Annotated in this window: 28 protein-coding genes, 1 pseudogene and 1 riboswitch; of the genes and pseudogenes, 19 read left to right on the forward strand and 10 right to left on the reverse strand. The window is 67.3% G+C overall.

Going from position 1 to position 26,442, the window contains the following annotated elements; translation table 11 throughout:
- Positions 1-73: 73 nt before the first annotated feature.
- From E0T84_RS25920 to E0T84_RS25950, 7 genes are read left to right on the forward strand one after another with little or no spacing between them, the layout of a single operon-like run.
- Complete coding sequence (locus E0T84_RS25920) at positions 74-2,926, forward strand: Na+/H+ antiporter subunit A (RefSeq protein ID WP_070185175.1); 2,853 nt, start codon at positions 74-76, stop codon at positions 2,924-2,926.
- Entirely contained in the window at positions 2,923-3,384 is a 462-nt protein-coding gene (locus E0T84_RS25925) for a Na(+)/H(+) antiporter subunit C (protein ID WP_070185174.1), read from the forward strand. The genes E0T84_RS25920 and E0T84_RS25925 overlap by 4 nt, the downstream gene beginning before the upstream one ends.
- Positions 3,384-4,982, forward strand: coding sequence for a Na+/H+ antiporter subunit D (locus E0T84_RS25930; RefSeq protein WP_070185192.1), 1,599 nt, complete (start codon positions 3,384-3,386; stop codon positions 4,980-4,982). Before E0T84_RS25925 ends, E0T84_RS25930 begins: the two co-directional genes overlap by 1 nt.
- A complete protein-coding gene (locus tag E0T84_RS25935) occupies positions 4,979-5,518 on the forward strand; it encodes a Na+/H+ antiporter subunit E (protein ID WP_070185173.1) in 540 nt (179 codons plus the stop codon). The genes E0T84_RS25930 and E0T84_RS25935 overlap by 4 nt, the downstream gene beginning before the upstream one ends.
- Positions 5,515-5,799, forward strand: coding sequence for a monovalent cation/H+ antiporter complex subunit F (locus E0T84_RS25940; protein ID WP_019345791.1), 285 nt, complete (start codon positions 5,515-5,517; stop codon positions 5,797-5,799). Before E0T84_RS25935 ends, E0T84_RS25940 begins: the two co-directional genes overlap by 4 nt.
- On the forward strand, positions 5,796-6,149 hold the full coding sequence (locus tag E0T84_RS25945) for a monovalent cation/H(+) antiporter subunit G (protein ID WP_070185172.1): 354 nt from the start codon (positions 5,796-5,798) through the stop codon (positions 6,147-6,149). Before E0T84_RS25940 ends, E0T84_RS25945 begins: the two co-directional genes overlap by 4 nt.
- On the forward strand, positions 6,136-7,038 hold the full coding sequence (locus E0T84_RS25950; protein WP_070185171.1) for an SAM-dependent methyltransferase: 903 nt from the start codon (positions 6,136-6,138) through the stop codon (positions 7,036-7,038). Before E0T84_RS25945 ends, E0T84_RS25950 begins: the two co-directional genes overlap by 14 nt.
- 98 nt (positions 7,039-7,136) lie before the next feature.
- Here E0T84_RS25950 and E0T84_RS32095 read toward each other — a convergent pair whose 3' ends face one another.
- From E0T84_RS32095 to E0T84_RS25980, 6 genes are all read right to left on the reverse strand, one after another.
- A complete protein-coding gene (locus E0T84_RS32095; protein WP_070185170.1) occupies positions 7,137-7,349 on the reverse strand; it encodes an alpha/beta fold hydrolase in 213 nt (70 codons plus the stop codon).
- A gap of 17 nt (positions 7,350-7,366) precedes the next feature.
- On the reverse strand, positions 7,367-7,993 hold the full coding sequence (locus tag E0T84_RS25960; protein ID WP_070185169.1) for an LON peptidase substrate-binding domain-containing protein: 627 nt from the start codon (positions 7,991-7,993) through the stop codon (positions 7,367-7,369).
- A 39-nt stretch (positions 7,994-8,032) separates the two neighbouring features.
- The gene (locus E0T84_RS25965; protein ID WP_070185168.1) at positions 8,033-9,163 is read right to left on the reverse strand and encodes a glutamate--cysteine ligase; all 1,131 of its coding nucleotides are present in this window, start codon (positions 9,161-9,163) and stop codon (positions 8,033-8,035) included.
- Positions 9,144-9,854: a superoxide dismutase family protein gene (locus E0T84_RS25970; protein WP_070185167.1), complete on the reverse strand. Its 711-nt coding sequence runs from the start codon at positions 9,852-9,854 to the stop codon at positions 9,144-9,146. Before E0T84_RS25970 ends, E0T84_RS25965 begins: the two co-directional genes overlap by 20 nt.
- 10 nt (positions 9,855-9,864) lie before the next feature.
- Positions 9,865-10,335, reverse strand: a complete 471-nt coding sequence (locus E0T84_RS25975; RefSeq protein ID WP_070185166.1) for a LytR C-terminal domain-containing protein — start codon at positions 10,333-10,335, stop codon at positions 9,865-9,867.
- Between the two features lie 75 nt (positions 10,336-10,410).
- The gene (locus tag E0T84_RS25980) at positions 10,411-10,722 is read right to left on the reverse strand and encodes a DUF3263 domain-containing protein (RefSeq protein WP_070185165.1); all 312 of its coding nucleotides are present in this window, start codon (positions 10,720-10,722) and stop codon (positions 10,411-10,413) included.
- A gap of 138 nt (positions 10,723-10,860) precedes the next feature.
- Between E0T84_RS25980 and E0T84_RS25985 the strand changes: the two genes are divergently transcribed.
- Positions 10,861-11,454 carry a peptide deformylase gene (locus E0T84_RS25985; protein ID WP_070185164.1) on the forward strand — a complete coding sequence of 198 codons (594 nt, stop codon included), beginning with the start codon at positions 10,861-10,863 and terminating at the stop codon, positions 11,452-11,454.
- On the forward strand, positions 11,454-12,383 hold the full coding sequence (locus tag E0T84_RS25990) for a GNAT family N-acetyltransferase (RefSeq protein WP_070185163.1): 930 nt from the start codon (positions 11,454-11,456) through the stop codon (positions 12,381-12,383). The genes E0T84_RS25985 and E0T84_RS25990 overlap by 1 nt, the downstream gene beginning before the upstream one ends.
- Here E0T84_RS25990 and E0T84_RS25995 read toward each other — a convergent pair.
- Positions 12,370-12,846: pseudogene (locus tag E0T84_RS25995) on the reverse strand (SDR family oxidoreductase); the annotation flags it as partial. The gene E0T84_RS25990 and the pseudogene E0T84_RS25995 sit on opposite strands and share 14 nt — an antisense overlap.
- Here E0T84_RS25995 and E0T84_RS31965 point away from each other — a divergent pair.
- The 7 genes from E0T84_RS31965 to E0T84_RS26030 all read left to right on the forward strand — a co-directional run bounded on the left by E0T84_RS31965 (position 12,833) and on the right by E0T84_RS26030 (position 19,877).
- Positions 12,833-13,003: a hypothetical protein gene (locus E0T84_RS31965; RefSeq protein WP_159437508.1), complete on the forward strand. Its 171-nt coding sequence runs from the start codon at positions 12,833-12,835 to the stop codon at positions 13,001-13,003. The pseudogene E0T84_RS25995 and the gene E0T84_RS31965 overlap by 14 nt on opposite strands.
- Before the next feature lie 4 nt (positions 13,004-13,007).
- Positions 13,008-13,820, forward strand: coding sequence for an exodeoxyribonuclease III (locus E0T84_RS26000; protein WP_070185162.1), 813 nt, complete (start codon positions 13,008-13,010; stop codon positions 13,818-13,820).
- A gap of 93 nt (positions 13,821-13,913) precedes the next feature.
- On the forward strand, positions 13,914-15,482 hold the full coding sequence (locus E0T84_RS26005; RefSeq protein WP_070185161.1) for a MoxR family ATPase: 1,569 nt from the start codon (positions 13,914-13,916) through the stop codon (positions 15,480-15,482).
- Positions 15,479-16,096, forward strand: a complete 618-nt coding sequence (locus E0T84_RS26010) for a hypothetical protein (protein ID WP_070185160.1) — start codon at positions 15,479-15,481, stop codon at positions 16,094-16,096. Before E0T84_RS26005 ends, E0T84_RS26010 begins: the two co-directional genes overlap by 4 nt.
- Complete coding sequence (locus tag E0T84_RS26015) at positions 16,093-17,961, forward strand: VWA domain-containing protein (RefSeq protein ID WP_070185159.1); 1,869 nt, start codon at positions 16,093-16,095, stop codon at positions 17,959-17,961. Before E0T84_RS26010 ends, E0T84_RS26015 begins: the two co-directional genes overlap by 4 nt.
- Positions 17,954-18,568, forward strand: coding sequence for a hypothetical protein (locus E0T84_RS31970; protein WP_070185158.1), 615 nt, complete (start codon positions 17,954-17,956; stop codon positions 18,566-18,568). The genes E0T84_RS26015 and E0T84_RS31970 overlap by 8 nt, the downstream gene beginning before the upstream one ends.
- The gene (locus tag E0T84_RS26030) at positions 18,561-19,877 is read left to right on the forward strand and encodes a CoF synthetase (RefSeq protein ID WP_110764893.1); all 1,317 of its coding nucleotides are present in this window, start codon (positions 18,561-18,563) and stop codon (positions 19,875-19,877) included. Before E0T84_RS31970 ends, E0T84_RS26030 begins: the two co-directional genes overlap by 8 nt.
- Here the strand turns inward: E0T84_RS26030 and E0T84_RS26035 are convergent.
- The 3 genes from E0T84_RS26035 to E0T84_RS26045 are packed head-to-tail and all read right to left on the reverse strand — an operon-like array spanning position 19,855 to position 23,022.
- Entirely contained in the window at positions 19,855-20,592 is a 738-nt protein-coding gene (locus E0T84_RS26035) for a TIGR00730 family Rossman fold protein (protein WP_070185156.1), read from the reverse strand. The genes E0T84_RS26030 and E0T84_RS26035 overlap by 23 nt on opposite strands.
- Positions 20,589-21,230: a class I SAM-dependent methyltransferase gene (locus E0T84_RS26040; protein WP_070185155.1), complete on the reverse strand. Its 642-nt coding sequence runs from the start codon at positions 21,228-21,230 to the stop codon at positions 20,589-20,591. The genes E0T84_RS26035 and E0T84_RS26040 overlap by 4 nt, the downstream gene beginning before the upstream one ends.
- A gap of 22 nt (positions 21,231-21,252) precedes the next feature.
- Positions 21,253-23,022 carry an MFS transporter gene (locus E0T84_RS26045; protein ID WP_171055180.1) on the reverse strand — a complete coding sequence of 590 codons (1,770 nt, stop codon included), beginning with the start codon at positions 23,020-23,022 and terminating at the stop codon, positions 21,253-21,255.
- A 225-nt stretch (positions 23,023-23,247) separates the two neighbouring features.
- Positions 23,248-23,357, forward strand: a riboswitch (TPP riboswitch).
- On the opposite strand from E0T84_RS26045, the gene thiC reads away from it, so the two are divergent.
- From thiC to E0T84_RS26060, 3 genes are all read left to right on the forward strand, one after another.
- Positions 23,346-24,980 carry a phosphomethylpyrimidine synthase ThiC gene (gene thiC, locus E0T84_RS26050; RefSeq protein WP_371726361.1) on the forward strand — a complete coding sequence of 545 codons (1,635 nt, stop codon included), beginning with the start codon at positions 23,346-23,348 and terminating at the stop codon, positions 24,978-24,980. It overlaps the preceding riboswitch by 12 nt.
- The gene (thiD, locus tag E0T84_RS26055) at positions 24,977-25,813 is read left to right on the forward strand and encodes a bifunctional hydroxymethylpyrimidine kinase/phosphomethylpyrimidine kinase (protein WP_070185153.1); all 837 of its coding nucleotides are present in this window, start codon (positions 24,977-24,979) and stop codon (positions 25,811-25,813) included. Before thiC ends, thiD begins: the two co-directional genes overlap by 4 nt.
- Positions 25,810-26,442, forward strand: a 633-nt coding sequence (locus E0T84_RS26060; RefSeq protein ID WP_070946568.1) for an alpha/beta family hydrolase, incomplete at its 3' end; no start/stop codon positions are given. The genes thiD and E0T84_RS26060, both read left to right, overlap by 4 nt.

Genomic DNA, 26,442 nt, shown 5'->3' on the forward strand with positions numbered 1-26,442 from the left:
GCTCTCTGCCGGTGCTCTTCGCGCAAGCGCTCATCGGTAGCCGACACCCCGACCCACACCCGATCGGAGTGCCATGCTCGCCGTTCTGCTCGCCCACGCGGTCGCCACCGCGCTGGCGCCACTCCTGGTGGCCAAATGGGGCCGACGAGCGTTCTATCCCCTGGCCTTGGTGCCGCTCGGCTCCCTGATCTGGGTCGGCATGAACTGGCCGAGCCACGACCGCGTCCCGACCGTGCGCATCCCGTGGGTGCACGAGCTGTCGATGGACATCTCCCTGCGCTTCGACTCGCTGGCCGCCATCATGAGCGTGCTGGTGCTCGCGATCGGCGCGTTGGTGCTGTTCTATTGCGGCGAGTATTTCCACCACCACGACGGCAAGATCGAGAAACGATTGCCCAGCTTCGCCGCCGAGTTGGTCGCCTTCTCCGGATCGATGTTCGGCCTGGTGGTCAGCGACAACATGCTGGTGCTCTACATCTTCTGGGAAACCACCACGGTGTTGTCGTTCCTGCTGGTCGGACACTACGCCGAGCGCGCGACGAGCCGACGCGCGGCCACCCAGGCGCTGTTGGTGACGACGTTCGGCGGGCTGGCGATGCTGGTCGGCATCGTCATACTGGGCCACCTGTCGGGCACCTATCGGCTCTCGGAGTTGATCGCCTCTCCCCCGGGCGGCACCGCGGCCGCGATCGGAATAGCACTGATCCTCATCGGCGCGCTGTCCAAGTCGGCGATTGTGCCCATGCACTTCTGGCTGCCGGGCGCGATGGCCGCACCGACTCCGGTCAGCGCTTACCTGCACGCCGCGGCGATGGTCAAGGCCGGTGTGTATCTGGTGGCTCGGATGGCGCCGGGCTTCGCCGAGACACCGCTGTGGCGGCCGATGGTCATCGGCCTCGGGTTGCTCACGATGCTGCTGGCCGGCTGGCGGGCTGTCCGTGAATACGACCTGAAGTTGATCCTGGCGTTCGGCACGGTCAGCCAACTCGGCCTGATCACCGTGATGGTGGGCACCGGCGGCAGCGACATGATGCTGGCCGGGCTGGCCATGCTGTGTGCACACGCGATGTTCAAGGCCGGGCTGTTCATGGTGGTGGGCATCATCGACCACGCCACCGGCACCCGCGACATCCGCCGCCTCGCCGGCTTGGGGCGCCAGTGCAAGCCGCTGCTGATCATCGCCGCGTGTGCGACCGCGAGCATGGCCGCGCTGCCACCGTTCTTCGGGTTCGTCGCCAAGGAGGCCGACCTCGAAACGGTCATGCACAGCCCGGCGCTCGGTTCATCGGCTCCGTGGGTGCTGACCGGCATCGTCGTCGGCTCGGTGTTCACCACCATGTACAGCTTGCGTTTCATGTGGGGCGCGTTCTCCGACAAGGGCCGGCCGCAGCCGAGCACCCGGGTCGCTGAAATGCACCGTCCTTCAGTGACTTTCCTTGCCGCACCGGCGGTCCTTGGCGCCGCCGGCCTGGGCTTCGGGTTGTGGCCGGCCGGGATGGACTCGGTGCTCGACGAATACGCCGACACCATGCCAGGCGGGTCGGGCTACCACCTGGCGCTGTGGCACGGACTCGGCCTGCCGCTGTTGTTGTCGGTGGTGGTGCTCGCCGTCGGCACCGCGGTGTTCTTCGGACGGAACCGCTTGCCCCGAACCCGGTTCGCCTATCGGCCACTCGGTAACGCCGACCGCATGTATGACGCGGTGATCCGCGGCCTGGACATCGCCTCGGTGCGGCTGACAGGCGAGACTCAGCGCGGCTCGCTGCCGGCCACCCAGTCGGTGATCCTGACGACGCTGGTGGTGCTGCCCATCGTGATGCTGGCGCTGGGAGCGAGGGACCGTCCGGATATCGCGCTGTGGGATTCACCGCTGCAGGTGGTGGTCGGGTTGCTGATGTTGGCCGCCGCGATCGGCGCGACGGTGATGCGCAACCGGCTGGCCGCGGTGCTGCTGGTCGGGGTGACCGGTTACGGCTGCGGCGCGATCTTCGCCTTCCACGGTGCGCCCGATCTGGCATTGACCCAATTCCTGGTCGAGACACTGATTTTGGTGATCTTCGTGCTGGTCCTCCGGATCCTGCCCGCCGAGGCCGACGCCACCAACATCAACCGGCACCGGCTGCCGCGCGCGGCATTGGCACTGGCGGTGGGCGCCGCAGTCACGACGCTGGCGGTGTTCGCGATGGCCGCGCGCACGGGCGCGGGTGTCGCCGAGTTGATTCCCGACGCCGCCTACTACCGCGGGCACGGCAACAACGCGGTCAACGTGCTACTGGTCGACATCCGCGCCTGGGACACCATGGGCGAGGTGATGGTGCTGCTGGTCGCCGCCACGGGTGTGGCGTCGCTGGTGTTCCGGCATCAGCGATTCGGCTCCGCACCGCGGGTCAGCACGGCCGTCGGCCAGCCCGACATCGGCCCCATCGGCGCATACAGCCCGGCCGTCGGCGACGTCACCTGGCTGCGCGGCAGTGAGCTACGCGACCCGCGACACCGCTCCCTGGTACTGGAAGTCGCGACGCGCGTCATCTTCCCGCTCATCATGGTGCTCTCGGCGTATTTCTTTTTCGCCGGCCACAACACCCCCGGCGGCGGTTTCGCGGGCGGGCTGACCGCCGGCCTGGCGCTGGTGCTGAGGTACCTGGCCGGTGGCCGCTACGAGTTGGGCGAGACACTGCCGCTCGACGCGGGCAAGATCCTCGGCACCGGACTCGGCCTCTCGGCGGGTACGGCGGTGGCCTCAATCCTGTTGGGCGCGCCCGCGTTGTCCTCTGCGGTCCTGCAGTTCGACGTGCCGGTGCTGGGTTCGGTCAAGATGGTGACCGCGTTGTTCTTCGATCTGGGGGTGTATCTCATCGTCGTCGGTTTGGTGCTGGACATCTTGCGTAGCCTCGGCGCCCGCGTGGATACGGAGATCGCCCGATGACGACGTTCCTGATCACCCTGATCATCATCGGCGGCCTCACCAGCGCCGGTGTGTACCTGCTGCTCGAGCGCAATCTGACCCGGATGTTGCTGGGGCTGTTGCTGATCGGCAATGCGGTCAACCTGTTGATCCTGACCGTCGGCGGCCGGGGGGGCAATCCGCCGATCCGCGGGCGTACCAGCAACGGCGCCACCACCGATGCCGATCCGCTGGCCCAGGGGATGATCCTCACCGCGATCGTCATCAGCATGGGGCTGGCCGCATTCGTCCTGGCGCTGGCCTACCGTTCGTATCGACTGACCACGGTCGAAGAGGTCGGTAACGATCCTGAGGACACCCGCGTCTCCCAGCGGTCGAGTGCTCAGGAAGAAGAAGTCATTCCGGTGGCCGAGCCGCACCGCGACACCGATGCGCCCGACGAACTCGATGCGCTGCCGGGATTCGAGGGGTCGAAGTGATAACCGCTCAGGCCTTGATCCCGTTGCCGGTGTTGATCCCGGCGCTGGCTGCGGCGGCGACGCTGGTGGCCGGGCGCCGTCCCCGGTTGCAGCGAATCATCGCCCAGTTCGCCCTGACGGCCGTGGTCGTGGTGTGCGCGACGCTGGTCTACCTGGCCGACCGGGACGGCACCTTGGTGCTGCACGTCGGCGGGTGGGGGCAGAGCGTGCCGGGGATGGGACCGTTGGGCATCACGCTGGTGGTGGACCGGCTTTCGGCGCTCATGCTGGTGGTCTCGGCCATCGTGTTGCTGGCGGTGGTCGCGTACGCCATCGGGCAGGGTATCCGCGACGGCGACGGACGCCAGCCGACGTCGATCTTCCTGCCCACCTACATGGTGCTGTCGGCCGGTGTGTGCACCGCCTTCCTCGCCGGTGACCTGTTCAACCTGTTCGTCGGCTTCGAGGTGTTGCTGGCCGCGAGCTTCGTCCTGCTGACCATCGGTGCCAGTGAGGACCGGGTCCGGGCCGGCATCTCCTACGTGCTGGTCTCGATGGTGTCGTCGCTGATCTTCCTGCTCGGCATCGCGCTGGTGTACGCGGCGACGGGGACGCTCAACATGGCCGAGCTGGCGCTGCGCCTCGGTGACATCTCGACGGGCACCCGCACGGCATTGTTCGCGGTGCTGCTCGTGGCGTTCGGCATCAAGGCCGCGGTGTTTCCGCTGTCGACGTGGCTGCCCGACTCCTACCCCACCGCGCCCGCACCGGTCACCGCGGTATTCGCCGGCTTGCTGACGAAAGTCGGTGTGTACGCAATCATCCGGGCACATTCCCTGCTGTTCCCGGGTGGTGAGCTGGACAATGTGCTGCTGGTGGCGGGTCTGCTCACCATGATCATGGGCATCCTCGGTGCGATCGCCCAGAGCGACATCAAACGGCTGCTGTCCTTCACCCTGGTCAGCCACATCGGCTACATGGTGTTCGGCGTCGCGTTGGCCAACCAACTCGGCATGTCCGGCGCGATCTACTACGTGGCCCACCACATCGTGGTGCAGACCACGCTGTTCTTGGTGGTCGGCCTGATCGAGCGGCAGGCGGGGGCGTCGACGCTGCAGCGGTTGGGCGGGCTCGCCGCGGCCAGCCCGGTGCTCGCGTTCGTTTTCGTGGTGCCCGCGCTGAACCTCGGTGGCATTCCCCCCTTCTCGGGCTTCATCGGCAAGGTGGCGCTGTTGGAAGCCGGCGCCGCGAACGGTTCCGTGCTGGCCTGGATCTTGGTCGCCGGCAGTGTGGTCACGAGCCTGCTGACGCTGTACGTGGTGGCCCGGGTGTGGACGAAGGCGTTCTGGCGGGCCCGCGCTGATGCGCCCGAAGGTCATCTGGCCGCGGCGGCCCCGGCCGTGTTGCTCGACGACAGCCAAGACATCGCGTTCGCCGATCGCGACAGCGTGGGGCGCATGCCGGTGGGAATGTTGGCTCCGACCGGCGCTTTGATCGTGGTGGGGCTGGCCTTGACCGTGGCCGCGGGGCCGATCTTCTCCTACAGCGAGCGCGCCGCGGCCGAGGTATTGGATCGCGGACAGTACATCTCGGCGGTGCTGGGGGGTGCTCAACTATGAGGTGGCTGCTGCTTCGGGCCTGGATCGTGTGCTGGCTGATCCTGGTGTGGATGCTGTTGTGGGGCAACGTCTCGGCGGCCAACATTCTCTCGGGCCTGGCCATCGCCCTGCTGATCACGTACTTGCTGCCACTGCCCGCCGTCCCGGTGGAGGGCCGGGTCCATCTGTTGTCGTTGGCGCGGTTGGTCATTCGGGTCAGCGTCTGGCTGTTCATGTCTTCGTTCCAGATGGCGTGGCTTGCTGTCCGCCCCGGACCCCCGCCGGTCAATGCGGTGCTGCGGGCACATCTGGCGATCAAGTCGGATCTGGTCCTGGCCCTCGGGGTCAACATCTTGAACCTGACCCCGGGAACCATCGTGTTGGAGATCGATCAGACCCGGCGGTTGATCTACGTACACGTCGTCGACGTGAGTTCCGACCGGGCGATCAAAAATTTCCACAACCAGATCGACACCCTGCAGCGGCTTTTGGTGGCGGCTTTCGAGCGTGAGGCCGATTGGCGTCCCGTGGCCAACAAGGAGGCGGATCGCGCATGAGTACCGTGTGGACGATCGCCGCGGTCATGTTGACCGCCGCCGCGGCGATCACGATGTTTCGTCTGTTGGCGGGGCCGAGCACCTTGGATCGGTTGGTCGCGCTGGACACCCTGGTGGCCGTCACGCTGTGCGGTATCGGAACCTGGGCGGCGTACAGCCTGGACACCACGGTGACCTACAGCCTGACCGCGTTGGCGTTGATCAGCTTCGTCGGTTCGGTCAGCGTGGCGCGCTTCCGTGTGCCCGACACCGATGAGCCGCGGCGGAAGCGGGCGCCATGAACATCCTCGACATCGTCACCGCGGTCTTGATCCTGGCCGGCTCGACACTGGCACTCACCGCCGCGATCGGCGTGGTGCGGTTCGGCGACACCATGTCGCGGATGCATTCGGCGACCAAGCCACAGGTGCTGGGGTTGCTGCTGGTCCTGGCCGGCGCCGCGATCCGGCTGCGGGGCCACACCGATATCGGCATGGTGATCCTCACCGGCATGTTCACGCTGATCACCGCGCCCGTGATCGCCAACCGCGTCGGGCAATTGGCCTACCGGGAGCAGCGCAACCGCGAGAACCTGCTGACCCGAGACGAGATGGCCGAGTTCGGGGAGACTGGAACCGATGACCAGAACTAACGACGACAGCTGGGACGTCACCGAGAGCGTGGGCGCCACCGCGCTCGGGGTGGCGATGGCTCGCGCTGCAGAGTCCGCCGCCGTAACTCCGCTGTTCACCGACCCGTATGCCCAGATGTTTCTCGACGCCGCGGGTGCGCGGGGCTGGAGTCCGCCCACCGGCGCGATGGCCCAGCGCATTCGCGCCATCGGCGGTTACGCCGCGTCCCGCACCAAGTGGTTCGACGAGTTCTTCGTCGCCGCGGGCGCGGCGGGGATCCGCCAGGCGGTGATCCTGGCCGCCGGCCTGGATGCTCGCGCCTGGCGGTTGCCCTGGATCCAGGACAGCGTGGTGTTCGAGATCGACCAGCCGCAGGTGCTCCAGTTCAAGGAGGAGGTCCTCGCGGCGCACGGGGTTGTGCCCAAGGCCAGGCAGGTGGCCGTTCCGGTCGACTTACGCCAGGATTGGCCGAAGGCTTTGCTGGATGCGGGTTTCGACGTGACCGAGCCGACGGCGTGGTCGGTCGAAGGCTTGCTGCCGTATCTGCCCGCCGACGCGCAGGACCTGCTGTTCGAGCGGATCACCGAACTGTCGGCGCGGGACAGCCGGATCGCAGTCGAGGCTTTCAGCGCCGGATTCTTTTCCGAGGATCACCTGGCCCGCCGTCGCGCGCACATCGAGAAGATGCGCGCCGAGGCTGCCGAAGCCGGTGAAGACATGCCCGATCCGGAGCAGCTGTGGTTCATCGAAGACCGCGCCCACGTCCCCGACTGGCTCAGCGAACACTGCTGGGAGGTGGGCGCACTGCCGGCCGACGACCTGATGGCGCGCTACCACCGCAGCATGCCCGCCGACATCACCGAGGGATCGATGGCCACCGAGTTCGTCGAAGGTGTTCTGACCGAATAATTTTCGGGATGGCGAGCTGGTTTCCTTGCGAACGAACAGGTTTGGTGTCTGCGTTCGTAGCGCTGTGGCGACAGAATCGCGAAATCTCCGCCACAGCGCTACGAACGCGAACCGTGTACAGCTGCAAAGAAGCTCTGAAGCACATCGGCAACGTGGTCCGGCACCGTGGCAGTGGCGAAGTGCCGCGCAGCGATCTCGGCCCACGAATCCAGACCACCGTTGGACCCGTGCACGAAAACCACGGGCGGTCCGACGCCTTCGACTTCAACAACCAGTTCGGTTCCGTCCGAGGCGGTCAGGTGCGAAGCCATGAGCTGAGTATCCGGGTCTACTCCGAAAGCTGAAACTCCACCATCGCGGTGACGGTGTCCACCGCCTCACTGAGCACGTCGAGCCGGGCCGCTTCTGAAGGCGCGGCCAGCAGCGAATAACGGTCGGCTTGCCCCATGGGTAGCCGAGCAGCCAAGGCATACAAGCGATTCTCCGGATCCACTCCGGCCGATTCCACGATCTCACGGCTACGGATCGGCGTGCCGCGTGCCTCGCCGATGCGGTCGAGCAGGGCCACCATCCGGTCTTCGACATCGCCGATGCGGGCGGCATCCGCCGGCCCGTCGGTTTCGTCGGGCCAGAGTTCGATCTCGGCGCGTGGATACGGATCGTCCTCGAGCCAGCGCTGCACCCGGATTCGTTCACCCATCACACACAGCAGCCGAAACTTGCCGACACCGAATTCCTGACAGTCCACGATCTTGGCCAGTGCCCCGACATCGCACCGGCGGTCACCGCCGCCCACCTCCCGGCCGGCCGAGATCAACACCACCCCGAAAGACGGCTCCGGCATGGCCATGCAGTCGCCCACCATCGCCACGTAGCGCGGTTCGAAGATCCGCAGCGGCAGTTCCTGACCGGGCAACATGGCTACTTCGAGAGGAAACATCGGTGAGACCATCATGAGGCCAGGATGGTCCTCGCCCCTGGGTTGGTCAATGCGCTACAGCTTGAGTTCGCCGACGAGGGCGTCTACGACCTCGCGCAGGTCACCGTCACTCTCCTCGGCCACCCGGCGCTGCCGTTGATAGGAAGCGCCGCCGCGATAGATGTCGGTCACCGCGGCGAGCTCTTCGGAGCATCCCAGTGATTTGGCCACCGGCTCAAGGTGATTCAGCAAGTCATCGAGGTCTTCGGTGACCAACCGCTCGTTGCTGTCGGAATCCAGGATGATCACGGCGTCCAGGCCGTAGCGGGCCGCTCGCCACTTGTTCTCCTGTACGTGCCAGGGCGGCATCGTCGGCAACTGCTCGCCCGCATCGAGCCTGCGGTCCATATCGACGATCAGGCAGTGGGTCAGCGCCACGAGCGCACCCAGCTCCCGCACGTTGGAGACTCCGTCGAAGATCCGTACCTCGACGGTGCCCAGGTGTGGCGACGGCCTGATGTCCCAGCGAATCTCGTTGAGATGGTCGATGATGCCGGTCTTCTTCTGATCGTGGACGAAGCCTTCGAATTCCGGCCAGGTCTGGAATTGGAACGGCAGGCCTGCGGTGGGCAACTGCTGGAACATCATCGCCCGGTTGCTGGCATAGCCGGTGTCCTCACCGTCCCAGAACGGTGAGGACGCCGAGAGCGCCAACAGGTGTGGGTACTGATTGAGCAGCGAGGAGATGATCGGCATCACCTTGTGCGCCGAGGACACCCCGACGTGCACGTGCACACCCCAGATCAACATCTGGCGACCCCACCATTGGGTGCGCTTGATCAGTTCGGCATACCGCGGCGCGTCGGTCAGCTGTTGGGCCGACCATTTCGCGAACGGGTGGGTGCCTGCGCAAAAGAGTTCCATGCCGCGGTCGTGCACGATCTTGCGCACGGGGCCGAGCGTGCTGCGCAAGTCGTCCATCGCCTCACCGGTGTTCTCACAGATGCCGGTGACGATCTCGATGGTGTTGCGCAGCAGCTCCTTGTGCACGTGCGGGCTCTCGCCGACTTCGGCGATCACCTCGGCGGCGCCGTTGCTCAGATCACGAGTGTCGGCGTCGACGAGAGCGAACTCCCATTCGACGCCGACGGTGGGCCGGGGCGACCCGGCAAAATCGATCCGGCTGTCAGCCTGCGCCGATAACACCGCACGCCACCCGACTGCCGGCGTCGCCGGTGGCCAAGGTCGCCTGATCGGGGCCGGGGGCGCCACCAACGACCTGCTGGTACTTCTCCGGCGGAATGTTGGCGAAGTTGTCCGCCTTCTCGTGGATGATGATGGCGGTCTTGGCGCCGCCCAGCAGATCCTCGGCGGTGAAGGCGTCGGTGGTGGTCACCAACTTGCCCGAGCCGTCAGCACGGATCTGCAGCGAGCTGAGGTCTCCGCTGGAGGGGTGGCCGGAGTGTCCGGACACCTGAAGATGGCCGCCGGCCGAGTTGAAGTCGCCGGGCGCGCCCCCGGTCGGGGCCACCGAGTTGGCCTCACACTTGCCGACCGAGTGGATGTGCAGACCGTGGAAGCCGGGGGCCAACTTGCCCGGGGCGGTGGTCTCGACGGTGACGGTGGCGAATCCGTCGGCGAACTGGAGGTCGGCAGTTGCCACAGACGTGCCATCGGCGGCCTTGAGCTCCGCGGTCAGGGTCTCACCACCGCTGGTGCCCTGTGCGCCGTGGCCCTCGCCGTGCTCACCGGGAGCGGCCGAGGGCGACGGCGATCCGGTCCAGATCGCCGGGGTGGTGCCGGGCGTGTCGGACGGCACCTCTCCGGGCGGACTGCAGGCGCTCAGCGCGACAACGGGGGCAGCGAACAGGATGGCAACACTGACGGGCTTCAGCATGGCCCAAAGCCTAGCCGGTGACTACCACGATCACGCCCGGTGGTTGCTCGAGAAGTTCCGGACGCCGGGGTTCGACAGGCGCCTGGATCGCCTTGCCCACGGCCTCGGCAGCTTCCTGCTCTCCCTCGGTCTCACCGAAGAACACCGTCGTGCCGGCAACACCTTCCATAGTCAGGTTGCCGGTCTCGGTGACATTCCAGTGCGCCTCGCGCAGGCGGTTGGCCGTGGTCTCGGCCGCGCCGGCGACATCGGAGACGTTGTACACACGCACGTCGGCCTTGACCTCTGGTGCGGGTTCGGCCTTTGCCGAGGTCTTCGTGGTGGTCGTCGTGGTGGTCGTGGCCACGGACGACGACTGATCCGACGAGTCGTCGTCGGAGCCGAGGGCCTGGAAACCGACCAGCAGGAACACGACCCCGAGGAACAACAGCACCATCACCATGGCACGCAGGGGCAACCCGGAGGAGTCTCGCTGATTCATCGCCACCACTGTATCGAGCGAACCGCCCGATCCCTCACTCCGGCCATTTGTCCTCCTCGCGTGCGGGGAAGATCTTTAGGTGCTGATATCGAAGCCGAGCCGCCGCGCAGCCCGTGCCTTCTGCCGGCTGGCCCGCATCCGCCGCAACCGCTTGACCAGCATCGGATCGGCTGCCAGCGCCTCAGGACGGTCCACCAGCGCGTTCAGCACCTGGTAGTAACGGGTGGCCGACATCGAGAAGAGCTCTTTGATCGCGTCTTCCTTGCTTCCGGCGTACTTCCACCATTGGCGTTCGAAGGCCAAAATATCGTGCTCGCGCCGGGTGAGCCCATCGCTCAGGTCAGAGTCGCCCCCGGATTGCTCAGTCCGCGCCATGGCGCCGTCCATATCGCTCCTTGGACCCTTCCGACACTTGAGAAATGACATCACTGTGGTTCGGCGATTATTCAACCACGGCTTGCTGGGTCCGGCTGACACATAAACCCGCGAGTCGGGTGAGAAGCATTGCCACTTTAAGCTTCCCCCATGGCCGTCCTACCGATTTGCATCGTCGGAGATCCCGTTCTGCACACACCGACCGCCCCGGTGCCCGTCGGCCCGGACGGTTCACTGCCCGCGGACCTGCCCCAACTCATTCAGGACATGTTCGACACCATGGACGCCGCGAACGGGGTTGGCTTGGCCGCCAACCAGATCGGTGTGGGCAAGCGGTTGTTCGTCTATGACTGTGCACCGACCCGCGGCCACACCACCCGCCGCCGCGGGGTGGTCATCAACCCGGTGCTGGAGACCTCCGAGGTCCCCGAGACGATGCCCGACCCCGACGACGACGAGGAAGGTTGCCTGTCCGTACCGGGGGAGAATTTTCCGACCGGACGGGCGGACTGGGCGCGGGTCACCGGGCTGGACGCCGACGGTTCACCGGTCACTCTCGAGGGCACCGACTTGTTTGCCCGGATGCTGCAGCACGAGACCGGGCACCTCGACGGATTCCTCTACATCGACCGCCTCGTGGGCCGGTATGCGCGGGCGGCCAAGAAGACCGTCAAGCGCAACGGCTGGGGCGTGCCCGGCCTGTCCTGGATGCCAGGCGAGGTTCCCGACCCATTCGGGCACTGATGCCGGCACTGCCCGCGCTCGGGTCCCGGGTCAGCCTGCGTTACCGGCTGCCGGCCGGGTCGGCCAAGCCGCTGACCGACGTCATCGGCCATCTGGAACGCGTCGAGCCGACGGTGCTGATCCGCACCAAGGACGGTGAGTTGGTCGAGGTCTCGGCTGCCGACATCGTCAGTGTGCGTGAGCTGTCCCATGCTCCGGTGCGTACCTCGGCGATCCGCGCGCTCGAACACGCCGCGGCGATGGCCTGGCCGGGCGTCGAACAGCAATGGTTGGGCGGTTGGCTGCTGCGCGCCGGGCACGGCGTCACCAGCCGCGCCAATTCGGCGATCCCGCTGGGTGTGTCGGCACAGATCGCCGACCTGTCCGCGGTGCGCGACTGGTACCGGGAGCGTGATCTGCCGGCCTGGCTGGCGCTGCCCGAGCGGCTCCTGCCGATACGGACCCCGGGCGTCAAACCGGCGCGGGTGATGGTGCGTGAGCTCCCGGCTCTCCCCACCCCGAGCGTCACGCCGGCGCAACCCTCGCCGCCGAGCGTCACGCTGGCGCAGCAACCGGACGCACAGTGGCTCCAGCTCTACCAACGCGAGGTCCCCGTCGACGTCCTGACGGCCGTGGCCGACGGCCAGTTGACCTTCGCGACGGTCGCGGGCTGCGCGGTCGGCCGGGGTGCGGTGACCACCGCCCCGGACGGCACCGCCTGGCTGGGAATCTCGTCGGTCCGCGTCGGTCCGGCCCACCGCCGTCAGGGCCATGCCCGGGCCGTGTGCGAGGCGCTGTTGTCCTGGGGCGCTGCGACTGGTGCCGGCCGGGCCTACGTCCAGGTGGAACTCGACAATCACGAGGCGATCGCGCTGTACACCTCGTTGGGTTTCCGGCTACATCACCAAACCCGTTATGTCGCAGTGGAAGACATTGTCACGCCGCACTGATGCTGCCCCCGCCGTCGACCCTGATGATCTGACCCGTGAGGTAGCCGGCGTCCTCGTCCAGCAGTGCACAGATCGCGTGGGCGATCTCGTGCGGCTTACCGACCCGGCGCATCGGGATGGTGCCCAGCATGTGGTGCTCACGTTCTGATCCCTGCGGGCTGCGTTCGCGGTACATCTCGGTCTCGGTCGGTCCGGGCGCGACGGCGTTGACGGTGATGCCGGTCGACGCGAGCTCACCGGCCCAGATCCGGGTGGCGGTTTCCAACGCCGCCTTGGCCGCGGCATACGGCGTGCGTTCGGGGGTCCCGAGCGTGGTCAGGCTGGTCACGTTGACGATGCGACCCCAGCCTGCGGCCAGCATTCCCGGCAACGCCGCCTGCACGACCTGAACCGCGGTCCGCACGTTGAGGTCGTAGGTCTCGAACAGGTCGTCCAGATCGATGCTGCCGATGCGCGCGAAGCGGGTCAGCATTCTGCCGTCCCTGACCGGCTCGCACCCCGGAATCGTCAGTCGCCCGCTGATCCCGCGGACCACCCGGACGTTGGCGCTGGCGGTCGGCCCGGCCGCCGGCCCCGCTGCCCGGGCGTTCCTGCGTCTGGCCGGCGCCCGTAACCTCTAACCCCATGCGCCTGGCCACCTGGAACGTCAATTCGATCCGAACCCGAGTCGACCGTGTGGTCGATTGGCTGGAGCGGGCCGACGTCGACGTGCTGGCCATGCAGGAAACCAAGTGCACCGACGCGCAGTTCCCGATGATGCCGTTCGCCGCGCTGGGCTACGAGGTGGCCCACATCGGGCTCAACCAGTGGAACGGTGTGGCCATCGCCTCGCGGGTCGGCCTGGACGACATCGAGATCGGATTCGCCGGACAACCCACCTGGAGCAGCAAGCCCGAGGAGGAGGCGATCGCCGAGGCCCGCGCTCTCGGAGCGACCTGCGGCGGGGTGCGGGTGTGGAGCCTGTATGTGCCCAATGGCCGGACCCTGGCCGATCCGCACTACACCTACAAGCTGGATTGGCTTGCCGCCCTGCGGGATACCGCCGCCGGCTGGCTCAAGGACGATCCGGATCAGCCCATCGCGCTGGTCGGTGACTGGAACATCGCGCCGAAGGACGAAGACGTCTGGGACATGGCCGCGTTCGACGGCAGCACCCACGTTTCCGCCCCGGAGCGGGCGGCGTTCCAGGCCATGCATGACGCCCAATTCACCGATGTGGTGCGGCCTTTCACGGAAGGCCCGGGAATCTACACCTACTGGGACTACACCCAGCTGGCCTTCCAGAAGCGCCGCGGCATGCGCATCGACTTCATCCTCGGCTCCCCCGGCCTGGCCTCGCGGGTCACCAACGCAGAGATCGTGAAGGACGAACGTCGCCCCAAGAAGGGCACCACCGCGCCCAGCGATCACGCCCCGGTCGTGGTCGAGCTCGGCTGAGCATTCCGCGGTCGACTCTGCGCCCTGGCCTCAGGATCAACGCCATGACCGGCCGGGCTGGGCAGTTAACATTGGCCCGACGAGAGGGGCCAGATGACCACGAGGTGGAGCGCGGTCTCCAAATCCCCGACCTTGCCGGTGGAGCACACACCGGCCGCGGGCCTGTCGGCCGCCGACCTGTTCACCCCGCCCACTGCGCCGGACGTCACTCTCGACGAGAAGCTGCGCCGCGCCTACTTCTGGCTGATCAACAAGGCCGTCATCTCCCCGTTCTATGACGTCGAGTTCGGCTCGGACACCACGGTCAACTATCCACTCGGTGATGCCGGAGCCTCCCTGAGCCTGCCGAAACAGCCGGCCTATTCGTCCAACGTCCTTGTGCCACTGCTGACTTTCGCGGTCGGGGGCCGGTGTCTGTTGATCGGCGGCCCCGGCCGCGGCAAGACCACACTGGCGGTGCTGATGGGCGTCCTCGCGGGCTCGGCGCCCGCCGACGTGCGCCGCCACGTCCAGCAGGGGCAGCCGCAGCTGACCGTGGGCGACCTGGTCGGGATTCCGTTGCCCCGCGATCTGGTGCAGGCCGGGAGCCTGGCCGAGATCACCATCGCCTGGAAGAGCTGGCTGACCGCGCCGGTCAAGATCGTCGACGAGTACAACCGGATTCCGACCAAGACCCAGTCCGCGCTGCTGACCATGGTCGCCGAGGGGTACGTCGAAAGCCACGACCAGATGCACGTCACGGCACCCGGACATGGGGTGCAGAGCTGGTTCTTCACCGCCAACGACGACGGCGGGGGCGGCACGTTCCCGGTGATCCAGGCGCTGCGTGACCGGATCGACGTGACCGTGCAGGCCTTCGGGTTCAACAGCCGGTTCCTCGACGAGCTGGTGAGCCGGGTCGAGGCCGGTGACCGCCCCGAGGACAACGTGCCGGCCGAGCTGGTGTTCACCGCGGCCGAGCAGGCCGCCATGGTCGAGGCTATTCGCGCGATCCCGGTACCCACCGAAGTACGCCGACGCCTGGAGTTCTTCGTCAGCCACTTCGAATTCGTCCAGCACGGTGGCCGTCGCTTCGAATACCGGACCAAGGATGTGGTGGCCACTGCCGGTCTTGAGGTCGAGCGGATCATCGACGCCAACTCCGGTGCCGATCTGCAGGTCGATCTCGGCGCGCAGACCGTCAACGGGGTGTCCGTGCGCTCACTGCAGAACCTGGTGCTCTACGCCAAGGCGCTGGCCTGGTTCCGCGGCAACGGCACCGTCACACTCGAGGACGTCCGCGCGATGGTGCCATTCGCATTGCGCGGCAAGCTGTTACCGAACGCTGCGCATCCCCGCTTCGACACCGGCACCGACCGCGAGCTGGCATCCGATCCGGCGAGCTGGCTGACCGACCTGTTCGATACCTCGTGCCGCCAGTACGTCGCGCTGGCCCGCGAGGATGAGGACCCGGTGGCCGAGCTGCTCACCGAGTTCGGCCGCGGCCTCGACGGCTTGGACGCACTCGAGGTTTCGCGACGCCTCACCACGATCGAATCACGTATCGCGGCGGTGTCCGGCGTGGGCAAGGTCTACGGCCGGGATTTCGATGACCTGGTGGCGTTGAAGTATCTCTACCAACGGTATTCGAACTATCTGCATTGGCTGGAGAGCGGCCGGTGATTGCCCGGGCCGTCCACCAGGTCAACCTCGACCTACCCGCGCCGGCCGTCGACCTTCCCGCGATGGCAGGACTCGACTTGGCCCTTTCGGCCGACAACGTGGCCCGCTTCGGCGGGGATCCACGCCGGTACCGTCATGCGTTGCACGGCATCTCGTTGCCGGCCGAGACGATGGTCAGCGTCGCGGCGGTTGCCGCCTGGCGGGCCGGGGTGCTCGGGATCCGCGCCGATGCGCTGTCCCGATTACAGCTGCTACCAATCGATGTCGCGGCCACGGTGCTGGGCCTGCCGGTCGATGCCGTCGTCCCCTTCACCAATGGGCAGACGGTGGACCGGTTCTACTGGCCGCTGCGCCCACCGGGTCAGTTCATCGCCCGGATCGGCGGCTTCACCGGCCTGGGCGGCAGGTGGGATCACCCACCCACCGCTCCCGCACCGTGCGGGCCGGGCCGCTGGACCGTGGACGTCGGCACGCAGCGCTGGCAGATCGACGCCGACGTATTCGGCCACGTAGTGGCCTTCGCACCCGCCGAGAGCGCCGTGGACGCCGGCCCCCGTACCGCCCAATTGGTCGTGCGGCCGACCTCCTATCTGGCCGAGATCTGGCCGGCATGACCGGGCGGACGCCGACCGACACCGAGCTGGTGGCCTGGCGGGCCGCGCTGGATCTGTGGAACGTTCAGCTGCACCCGCCGAACATGGTGCGGGACAGCGCCGCCGGTACCTTCGCGTGGTTCACGTTCCCGCCGTCGATCTCGATCGACATCGACGAGTTGGCCCGCCAAGGGGCCCAGCACCATCTGGTGAGCGTGTTCGCTCACGAGATCGGCCATCACGTGCTGTCGCCGAGCACCCGCGTGGTCTCGTTCAAACTCCTGCAACAGATGGCCCGGGCCATCGTGGCCAGCGATCCGCGCCGGGCAATTCCCGTCACCGCCACGGCCACGGCCCGGAGGCTGTCCAACCTGTGGTCGGACCTGCTGATCAACGACCGGGTGGTACGGATGCAGCGCCGGCAGTACCCGGGCACCGAACCGGACATGATCGCGTTGTGGCGCACGCTGACCACCCGGGAGCCGGCCGCAGACGCGCCGTGGTGGGTGCTGATGCGTGCCTACGAGTTGCTGTGGTCGCTGCCGTCGAACACGTTGTGCCCCAATGAACCACCTGTGCTGCCGGCATCGGCGCGGGAGGAGGCCCGGGCCCGCCAGCACATCGACCCGGCCACACTCGACGTGTCGATGGTCCGCGAGCATCTGCAGGAGAAGGAACGCATCCACCGGGCGGCCGCCCTGCGGGTACGTGCCCTGCAGGATGAACTGCTGCTCAGTCAGCCGGTACAACCGGTTGCCGATGCCGAATACGTGGCGCAGGCGGTACGCACCTTCGCCGCCGATCCGGTGGGCGGGGCCCTGACTTTCGGTATGGTCCTGGTGCCCTATCTGGTACTGGAATCGATGGTGTCCGCCGGCGCGGGCATGCCGAGCGGCGGGTGTGCCGAACAGGACGGATCACCGGCCACCGCAGCCGAACTCGCCGAGGTACTGTCCGACCCGCGGCTCGACGAGCCACCTGTGCACCCGGCAGCAGCCGCGGTCGGAACCACCGAAACGGGTCAGGCGCCGGGCCAAGGTTACGGTGTCGCCGAGACGTTGGCCCTGTTCGACGGATCCGATCCCAACGCCGTGATGCTGGCCTGGTACGAGTCGCAGGCCCGGCCGTGGATCCGCCCGCTGCTGCAGTCTGGGCGCGGCGTCGCTGCTCACGGGATCCCCGGGCCGCTGGAGACGTGGGAACTCGGCGACGATGCCACCGAGTTGGACTGGCCGGCCACCCTCGCCACCAACCCGGTTGTGGTGCCCGGGGTGACGACGCGGCGCCGTACCCAACTGCCTGACGATCCGGTCGCCACCACCGAAGCGGTGACGCTGGATCTCTACATCGACTCGTCCGGCTCGATGCCGCGTCCCGATCGAGGTTCTCCCGCCGTGCTGGCCGGCATGATTCTCGCTCTGTCGGTACTCAAAGGTGGTGGACGCGTTCGGGTCACGTCATGGTCGGGCCGGGGTCAAGTGGCCGGTGACAGCGTGTACACCCGCGACCGCTCGGAGATCATGCGCCAACTGACGACGTTCTTCAGCGGTGGCACGGTGTTTCCCCTCGATCTGCTCGCACACCGGTACCCACCCGGCGACCACGGCACTGACGAGCTGCGCCACCTGGTGGTGCTGTCCGATGACGGCTTGAAGTCGCTGTTCGGCGCAAGCCAGCAGGAGTACTCGACGGTGGCCGCCGCGGTACGGCGCCAACTCGATACCGCCACCCTGTTGGTGCAGGACCGGCGTCGGTCGGTGGCCGGCCCGGCCGCCGAGGCCGGCTACGAGGTCGATTATCTGGACCACATGGCAGATGCCCCGGCCGTCTGCGCAAGGTTGGCCGCACGGATCGCGGTATATCGGCGGGAGGTGTTGCGTGGCTGAACAATTGGCGAACTGGTTCGCCGAGGGGCTGGACGAGCAGGCGGTGTGGTCGGGCCTGAATCCCGGCCCCACGGTGGATGAGGTCGCGGCCCGGCTGGCCAGCACGCCGCAGCCGTTCCTCGCCGACACGGTCGACGTGGTGGCCCTCGCCTGCGACGTGTTCAACCACACCGGCTGTGCGGCCGCCGCCCAGCGCATCGCCGAGCGGGGGACGCCGGCCTCGCGGCGCGGCGCCGCCATCGGGTTGTGGTTGTTCGCCAGTGCGGATCTGATCGGCCCGTTCAGCGTCTCGCTCGACGAGCGGAGGGCCGCGACAGCCTTGTTGGCGTTGGCGTTTCGGGTGGCCCCCTTGGTGGAGCCCGGCCGCTGGCTCAGCGATTCGGACCGCCGGGACGAGGCGGTGCGCACGTTCCTGCTCTGGGATGGCCTGCTGCCGCACGGCGAGGATGCCGTGCAGGCCCGGTCGTTGTTCGAGATGCGTGATTCGGTGCGCCGCGAAGGCGCGCTGGCCCAGGCACTGGCCGATCACGAACATCGCATGGCTGTGCAACGCCGCCTGGCCGATGCCAAGGCCAAAGAAGCTGCGGCACGGTACAACAGTGAGTGACGATCCGCTGCGGCTCGATGATTACGTGCCGTTCGGTCAGGTGGCGCTCACCGACGAACAGCGCTGGCCGGGTCTGTCGGCCTCCGGCCGGGCGCGGCTGGCCGCCCTGGAACAGCACCGGCACGCACCGGCCTGGTGCCACCGCGTCGGGCACCGTCTCACCCCGGACCAGCAACAGCAGGCCACCCGGCAACTGCCGCTGGACAATTGGCTGCCGTCACACCTCGCGCTGGCCCGCACCCTGCCGGCCTATCGCCGCCATGCAGGTCCGCTGGACACTCTCGCCGATTTCCCGCTGATCGGCCGCGAAGATCTCGTCGACGACATCGCAGCGTTCGTCCCGCCCGGTGCCGACCTGAGCCGGATGCTGCACGGCACGAGTTCGGGCAGCACCGGCGCGGCCCTGGTCATGCCCGATGACCCCGATGAGTTGGCCCGCGGATTTCACTGGCTGCGGGGGCTGGTGGGTGCCCACTGGGAACCGGTGGTGCATCGAATAGCCCTGGCACAAACTGTGTTTCAACGGCAGGCATTCACCTACACCTCGGTGGTCCCGGGTTTCGGGGAAGCCCTGATGGCCCGGCTCAACCTGCATCCGGGTGCCTGGGCAGGCGGCGGCGCGCAGCGCGACGCGTATCTGCGGCACACCGATCCCCAGGTGATCAGCGGCACGCCCACGTCGCTGGAAGTGCTGTTGGAGCCCGCGCTGGTCGCCACGTTGCGGCCGCTGGCGCTGATCTCCGGGGCGATGACCCTGACCGGGCCGTTGCGCCAGGCCCTCGAGGTGGCCTACGACTGTCCGGTTCTGGACGTCTACGGCCTGCACGAGACCCGGCCGATCGCGGTCAGCGACGACGGCGGGCCGTTCGTGGTGGCGGCGCGGCGCGTGCATGTCGAAGTGCTGGCCGGCGAGGTGGTGGTGACGTGCGGCGAGAACCAGTTCCTGCCGCTGGTCCGCTACCGCACCGGCGACTACGCGCGCCTGGTGACCCATCGCGGCCGTCCGGCCCTGGCCGATCTGGAAGGCCGGGAGGCAACGGTTTTCGTGTCGGCGACCGACGACGCGGTGCCGTGCGTCGACCTTACCCAGCAGTTGCAGGCCGCCGGTGCGCGCGGGTGGAGCGTCAACCAGGACTCGGCGGGCCGTGTCGCGGCGGTGATCGCCTCCGGTGACCGCCGGCGGGTGGCCGAGGCGCTGACTCTCCTGCTGGGACGCCCGGTCGAGGTCACCCGGGTGGCAACACTTGCCGAACTGGGCCCCGGCAAGCCGCGGCGCTACTCCTGCGCTATCGCGCCGACGCGACGATGATTTCCACGGCTTCTGTCACGCTGTCGGTGCAATGCAGCAGCTCCAACTCCGATTCGGAGATCTTTCCGCCGGACAGCATCGTGTTGCGGATCCAGTCGATCAGGCCCGACCAGTAGTCGACACCGAGCAGGATGATCGGAAACTCGGTGACCTTGTGGGTCTGCACCAGCGTCAGTGCCTCGAAGAGCTCGTCGAGGGTGCCGAATCCGCCCGGCAGGCACACGAATGCCTGCGCATATTTGACGAACATGGTCTTGCGGACAAAGAAGTAGCGGAAGTTGATGCCGAGATCGACCCAATGGTTGAGGCGCTGCTCGAAGGGCAGTTCGATGCCCAGCCCCACGGAGTAGCCGCCGGACTCGCTGGCTCCGCGGTTGACCGCCTCCATCGAGCCCGGACCGCCCCCGGTGATCACCGCGTAGCCGGCCCGCACCAGCGCGATGCCCAGCTCCTCGCCCAACCGGTACTCCGGCGAATGCGGCTGCGTGCGGGCTGAGCCGAAAACTGTGACAGCCCTGGGCATTTCAGAGAGGGCATCGAAGCCGTCGACGAACTCGCCCTGGATGCGCATCACCCGCCACGGATCGGTGTGCACCCAGTCGGTGGGGCCGCGCCGGTCCAGCAGCCGCTGGTCGGCGGTCGCGGCGGCGCAACGTTCGCGACGCAGTTGCACCGAACCGCGAATCTGCAGCGGGCTGTCGTCGTTCTCGGTCATGCGGGTTTGACGCCCACAGTGATGACGTCGGAGATCGGCGTCCAGATCGGCCGGCGCACCCGGTGTTGCTCGACGACGGTGAATCCGGCCGCCTCGAACAGCGTGCGCATCTCCTTCTCGGTGGGGCTGTGCGCGGGGGCACCCAAGTCGGCCGACAGCGCGTGCAGCGGCAGGAAGGTACGGCGCGGGCTCATCGTCGTCACGGCCACCATCCCCCCGGGCCTCAGCACCCGAGAGAACTCCGCGAGTGCGGCGGGCTGGTCGAAGAAGTGGAACGCCGAGGTGGTGACCACCGCGTCGAGGAAACCGTCCTCGAAAGGCAGTTCCTCGGCCGGGGCGGACTTCCACCGCACCCGGTCGGAACGTTTGCGGGCCTGGGCGAGCATGCCGTCGGACATGTCCAGGCCGTACACCTCGTCGGGCAACAGTTCCCGCTGGATGCGGTCGGCCAGAATACCGGTGCCACAAGCGATGTCGGCGATCGCACGGGCACCGCGCTGCTGCAGTTGGGCGATCACCTCATCCTGGGCGGGCCGGTACACCCACCGTTGGAGACAGCCCTGGTCGTAGGCCGGTGCGGCAAAGCTCCAGAAGCTCGTGATGGCATCGTTGAATCCACGGCGCTGTGTGGTGGTCACGGCCCGAGTCTAGGTCGGCCGCTCAGGCCTCGTTGCCGGCTCCGGCCGCCGTGCCATAGCGGCCGGCACTGAACATCGACGCCACCGCCCCGATCACCATCATCACCGCCGCGGCGGTGAACACCACGGTCAGCCCGGAATGGAACGGGTCGGTGATCAGCTGCGGGAAGAATGTCTGCCCGGTGATCACGTCGGCGTTCACCCCGGTCTGGTGCAGCGAGTCGTAGGGGGCGAGGAGCTCGGCCATCGGGTTGTAACCGAGGAAGGCCGCGAACAAGCTGCCGACCGGGGGCAGGTTCGCCACGTCATGGGCCACCGAGGCCGGAACACCTTGCTGGGTCAGGCCGGTGGTCAGTGCCGTCGGCAAGGTGTTGGCCAGCCCGACGATCATCAGTGAGAAGAAGATGCCGATCGACAGTGAATTGCCTGCGTTGAAGAACGTGGACCGCACGCCCGAAGCCGCGCCACGCTGACCGGCCGGCACGCTCGACATGATGGCCGCGGTGTTGGGGGCGGTGAAGATGCCGCCGCCCAGGCCGTTGAGGAAGACCAGGATCGCGAAGAGCCAGTAGTCGAAGTTGACCGGGATGAGCAGCAACGCCACGAACGTGACCGCCATCAGCAGCATGCCGCCGACGGTCAGCGGCCGCGCTCCGATGCGGTCGGAGAGCGACCCGGCGAGCGGCGCGGCGACCAGAAACCCGACGGTGACCGGTAACAGGTAGATGCCCGCCCACAGTGGGGTGGACTCGAAGCTGTAGCCGTGCAGTGGCAGCCAGATCCCCTGCAACCAGATGATCAGCATGAACTGCAGCCCGCCGCGGCCCACCGAGGACATCAGGCCCGCCAGGTTGCCCATCCCGAACGCGGCTGATTTGAACAACCGGATGTCAACCATGGGCGAGGGCACGTTCAGCTCGACGATGCAGAACGCCACCAGGAGCAGCAGGCCGAGCGCGATGGAGCCCAGCACCCACGGGCTGGTCCAGCCGGTGGTCGAGTCACCGTAGGGCTGGATGCCGTAGGTGATGCCGATCAGGAGCACGGTCAGACCCAGCCCGAAGGTCAGCGTGCCGGCCCAGTCGAGCCGTCCGGCGGTGCGGACCCCGAGTTCTTTCAGGGAGCGGTAGCTCCAGATGGTGCCGACGACGCCGATCGGCACGCCCACCCAGAAGATGGCCTTCCAGTGCCATTCGGACAGGAAGCCTCCGATCAGCAGCCCGAGGAACGATCCGGCGACGGCGGCCACCATGTTGGTGCCCAGCGCCATCCCGCGCTGGTTGGCGGGAAAGGCGTCGGTGAGGATCGCCGACGACGAAGCCATCAGCATGGCGCCGCCGACACCCTGGACGACGCGCCAGCCGATCAGCCAGACGGCGCCACCACCGAGCTGGAACGGGTGGAAGGACAGCGCGATCGCGGCCACGGTGAAGACCACGAAACCCAGGTTGTAGATGCGGACGCGGCCGTACATGTCACCGAGGCGCCCGAACGGCACGACCAGCACCGCGGTCACCACCAGGTAGCCCATCAACATCCACAGCAGGTAGCTGACGTTGCCGGGAGCCAACGGGTTCAGCCCGATGCCGCGGAAGATCGCCGGCAGCGAGATCAGCACGATCGAGGCGTTGATCGAGGCCAGCAGGATGCCCAACGTGGTGTTGGACAGCACCACCCACTTGTAGAACGGATGGTCGTCGAGAGGGCTGGAGTCCAGGCCTCCGCTTCGACGCGCGGTCGCGGCCTCGGCAGCGTCGACGTCGCCGGCCGTGTTCGTCATCTCAGTCGTCATCCGTCTTCGCTCTAGTGCCATCGAGGGCTGGGCCCAATAAGTGCAAAACACATATATTAGCTATGCAAATCAAGCTGAGGCAACCCGAGAACTGCTGAGCGACCCCGCCCCCGGCTTCGCCGGTTTCGACGCCAAGGTCGCCCCGGAGCGTTCGACCAGCCCTGACGTCGAAAACCCCGCCACCCGGTTCCCTAGACCGCAACGTCTGCGCTAGGTTGGGGCCTGCAAACCACACGCGGGAGTGCGCACGAGCGCGCTGAGAGGACGGGTACGCCCGTCGACCGTACGAACCTGACCGGGTCATGCCGGCGTAGGGAGATGAAATGAGCAGTGTATTTGTGAACGACTCGGTCGACCCGTCGGTCACGATTGGTCCGATCACCGGAAGCACAAAGGTCTATCGCGAGATCAACCATGACGGCACGACGATGCGGGTGCCGTTTCGCCGGGTGAACCTCACCAACGGCGAGCATCTGGACCTGTACGACACGTCGGGCCCCTACACCGACGACGATGCGGCGGTCGATCTGAACGCCGGCCTGCCGCCGCGGCCCGGGGTGCACAAGGACCGCGGCACCCAGCTGCAGCGGGCCCGGGCCGGCGAAATCACCGCCGAGATGGCGTATATCGCTGAGCGCGAAGGTGTTTCACCTGAATTGGTACGTGACGAGGTGGCTCGTGGCCGGGCAGTGATCCCGGCCAACCACAACCACCCGGAGGCGGAGCCGATGATCATCGGCAAGGCGTTCGGCGTGAAAGTCAATGCCAATATCGGGAATTCGGCCGTCACCTCCTCCATCGGCGAGGAGGTCGACAAGATGGTGTGGGCCACCCGCTGGGGCGCGGACACCATCATGGACCTGTCCACCGGCAAGGACATTCACCAGACGCGGGAGTGGATCCTGCGTAACTCGCCGGTCCCCGTCGGCACCGTACCGATCTACCAGGCGCTGGAGAAGGTCAACGGCGACCCCACCAAGCTGACGTGGGAGATGTACCGCGACACCGTGATCGAGCAGTGCGAGCAGGGTGTCGACTACATGACCGTGCACGCCGGGGTGCTGCTGCGCTACATCCCGCTGACCGTCAAGCGGGTCACCGGCATCGTGAGCCGCGGCGGGTCGATCATGGCGGCCTGGTGCCTGGCTCATCACACCGAATCGTTCCTGTACACGCGCTTCGAAGAACTCTGCGAGATCCTGGCCCGGTACGACGTGACGTTCTCGCTCGGCGACGGGCTGCGACCCGGATCGATCGCCGACGCCAACGACGAGGCCCAGTTCGCCGAGTTGACCACCCTGGGCGAACTGACCAAGATCGCGAAATCCCATGGCGCGCAGGTGATGATCGAAGGCCCGGGCCATGTGCCGATGCACAAGATCGTGGAGAACGTCAAGCTCGAGGAAGAGCTCTGCGAAGAGGCACCGTTCTACACGTTGGGCCCGTTGGCCACCGACATCGCCCCGGCTTACGACCACATCACCAGCGCGATCGGCGCGGCAATCATCGCCCAGGCCGGCACCGCGATGCTGTGTTATGTCACGCCGAAGGAACACCTGGGCCTGCCCGACCGCAAGGACGTCAAGGACGGGGTGATCGCGTACAAGATCGCCGCGCACGCTGCCGACCTCGCCAAAGGCCACCCCCTCGCACAGCAGCGTGACGACGCGCTTTCAAAGGCGCGGTTCGAGTTCCGCTGGCACGATCAGTTCGCGTTGTCACTGGACCCTGACACCGCGCGCGAGTTCCACGACGAGACGCTGCCCGCCGAACCGGCCAAGACCGCGCACTTCTGCTCGATGTGCGGCCCCAAGTTCTGCTCGATGCGCATCACGCAGGACATCCGGGATGCCTACCCCGACGGCGTCGCGCCCGAAGATATCGAGGCCGGCATGGCCGCCAAGTCCCAAGAGTTCGCCGACCACGGTAACCGCGTCTATCTACCCTTGACGACGTGAACTACCTGCCGCTGGCCTCCGCGGGTGACACCCCGCGGCGGGTGATGACCATCGCCGGTTCGGACTCCGGCGGTGGCGCCGGGATCCAGGCCGACATGCGGACCTTCGCGATGCTCGGTCTGCACGGCTGCGTCGCGATCACCGCGGTGACCGTGCAGAACTCCGTCGGCGTCAAGGGTTTCCACGAGGTCCCGCTCGATGTCGTCGCCGGCCAGATCTCGGCGGTGACCTCCGACATCGGCATCCAGGCCGCCAAGACCGGGATGCTGGCCTCCTCGGAGATCATCACCACGATCGCCGAGACCTGGCGGGCAGAAGGACTGGCCGCAACCGTACCGTTGGTCGTCGACCCGGTCTGTGCGTCGATGCACGGCGATCCGCTGCTGCACCACAGCGCCCTGGAGGCCCTGCGCACGGAGCTCTTCCCGCTGGCGACACTGGTCACGCCGAACCTCGACGAAGTCCGGTTGCTGGTGGACATCGAGGTCGTCGACACCGCTTCGCAGCGCGACGCCGCGCGTGCGCTGCACGCGCTCGGTCCGCAGTGGGCGTTGGTCAAAGGTGGGCACCTCCGCTCGTCGGCGGCCAGCCCCGACCTGCTGTTCGACGGCACCGATTTCCACGAGTTCCAAGCCCCTCGGGTCGACACCGGTAACGACCACGGTGCCGGCGATACTCTGGCCGCGGCCACGGCTTGCGCTCTGGCACACGGGTATTCGGTTCCACAGGCGGTGGAGTTCGGCAAGGCCTGGGTCACCGAATGCATTCGGGCCAACTATCCGCTTGGCCACGGCCACGGCCCGGTGAACGCGCTCTTCCGGTTGCAGCCATGAACCTGGAGGCGATTGCAGGCGTCGCGCACGAACCGGACCGGCCGGCGCGCGGCGTCGTCGTCCTCACCCACGGAGCCGGCGGAAACCGCGACTCGGCAATGCTGGTCAAGCTCTGCGACGAGTGGGCCTCGCGCGGCTGGCTGGCCATCCGCTACAACCTGCCGTACCGCCGCCGCAGACCGAAGGGGCCGCCCTCGGGCTCTGCGACCGGAGACCAGGACGGGATCGCCGAGGCGATCGCGCTGGCCCGCACCCTGGCCGATGGCCCGGTGATCGCGGGCGGGCATTCGTACGGCGGGCGGATGACATCGATGGTGGCCGCCGATAAGGACAACGGGGCGGGACCCGACGTGTTGACGTTGTTCTCCTACCCGCTGCATCCGCCGGGCAAGCCGGAACGCGCCCGCACCGAGCACTTGCCCCGCATCACCGTCCCCACGGTATTCACCTGTGGCACGTCCGATCCGTTCGGCACGGTCGACGAGCTCACGGCGGCCGCGGCATTGGTCAGCGGACCGACCGAACTCGTCGTCATCGAAGGTGCCCGTCACGACCTCGGATCCAAGCGCCTGAACGTGCCGGCCCTTGCGGTCGACGCGGCGCTGAGGGCAGTCGATATCGTCGAAGCA

This window comes from Mycobacterium sp. DBP42, from assembly GCF_005924235.1.
In the GTDB taxonomy this organism is placed as follows: domain Bacteria; phylum Actinomycetota; class Actinomycetes; order Mycobacteriales; family Mycobacteriaceae; genus Mycobacterium; species Mycobacterium syngnathidarum.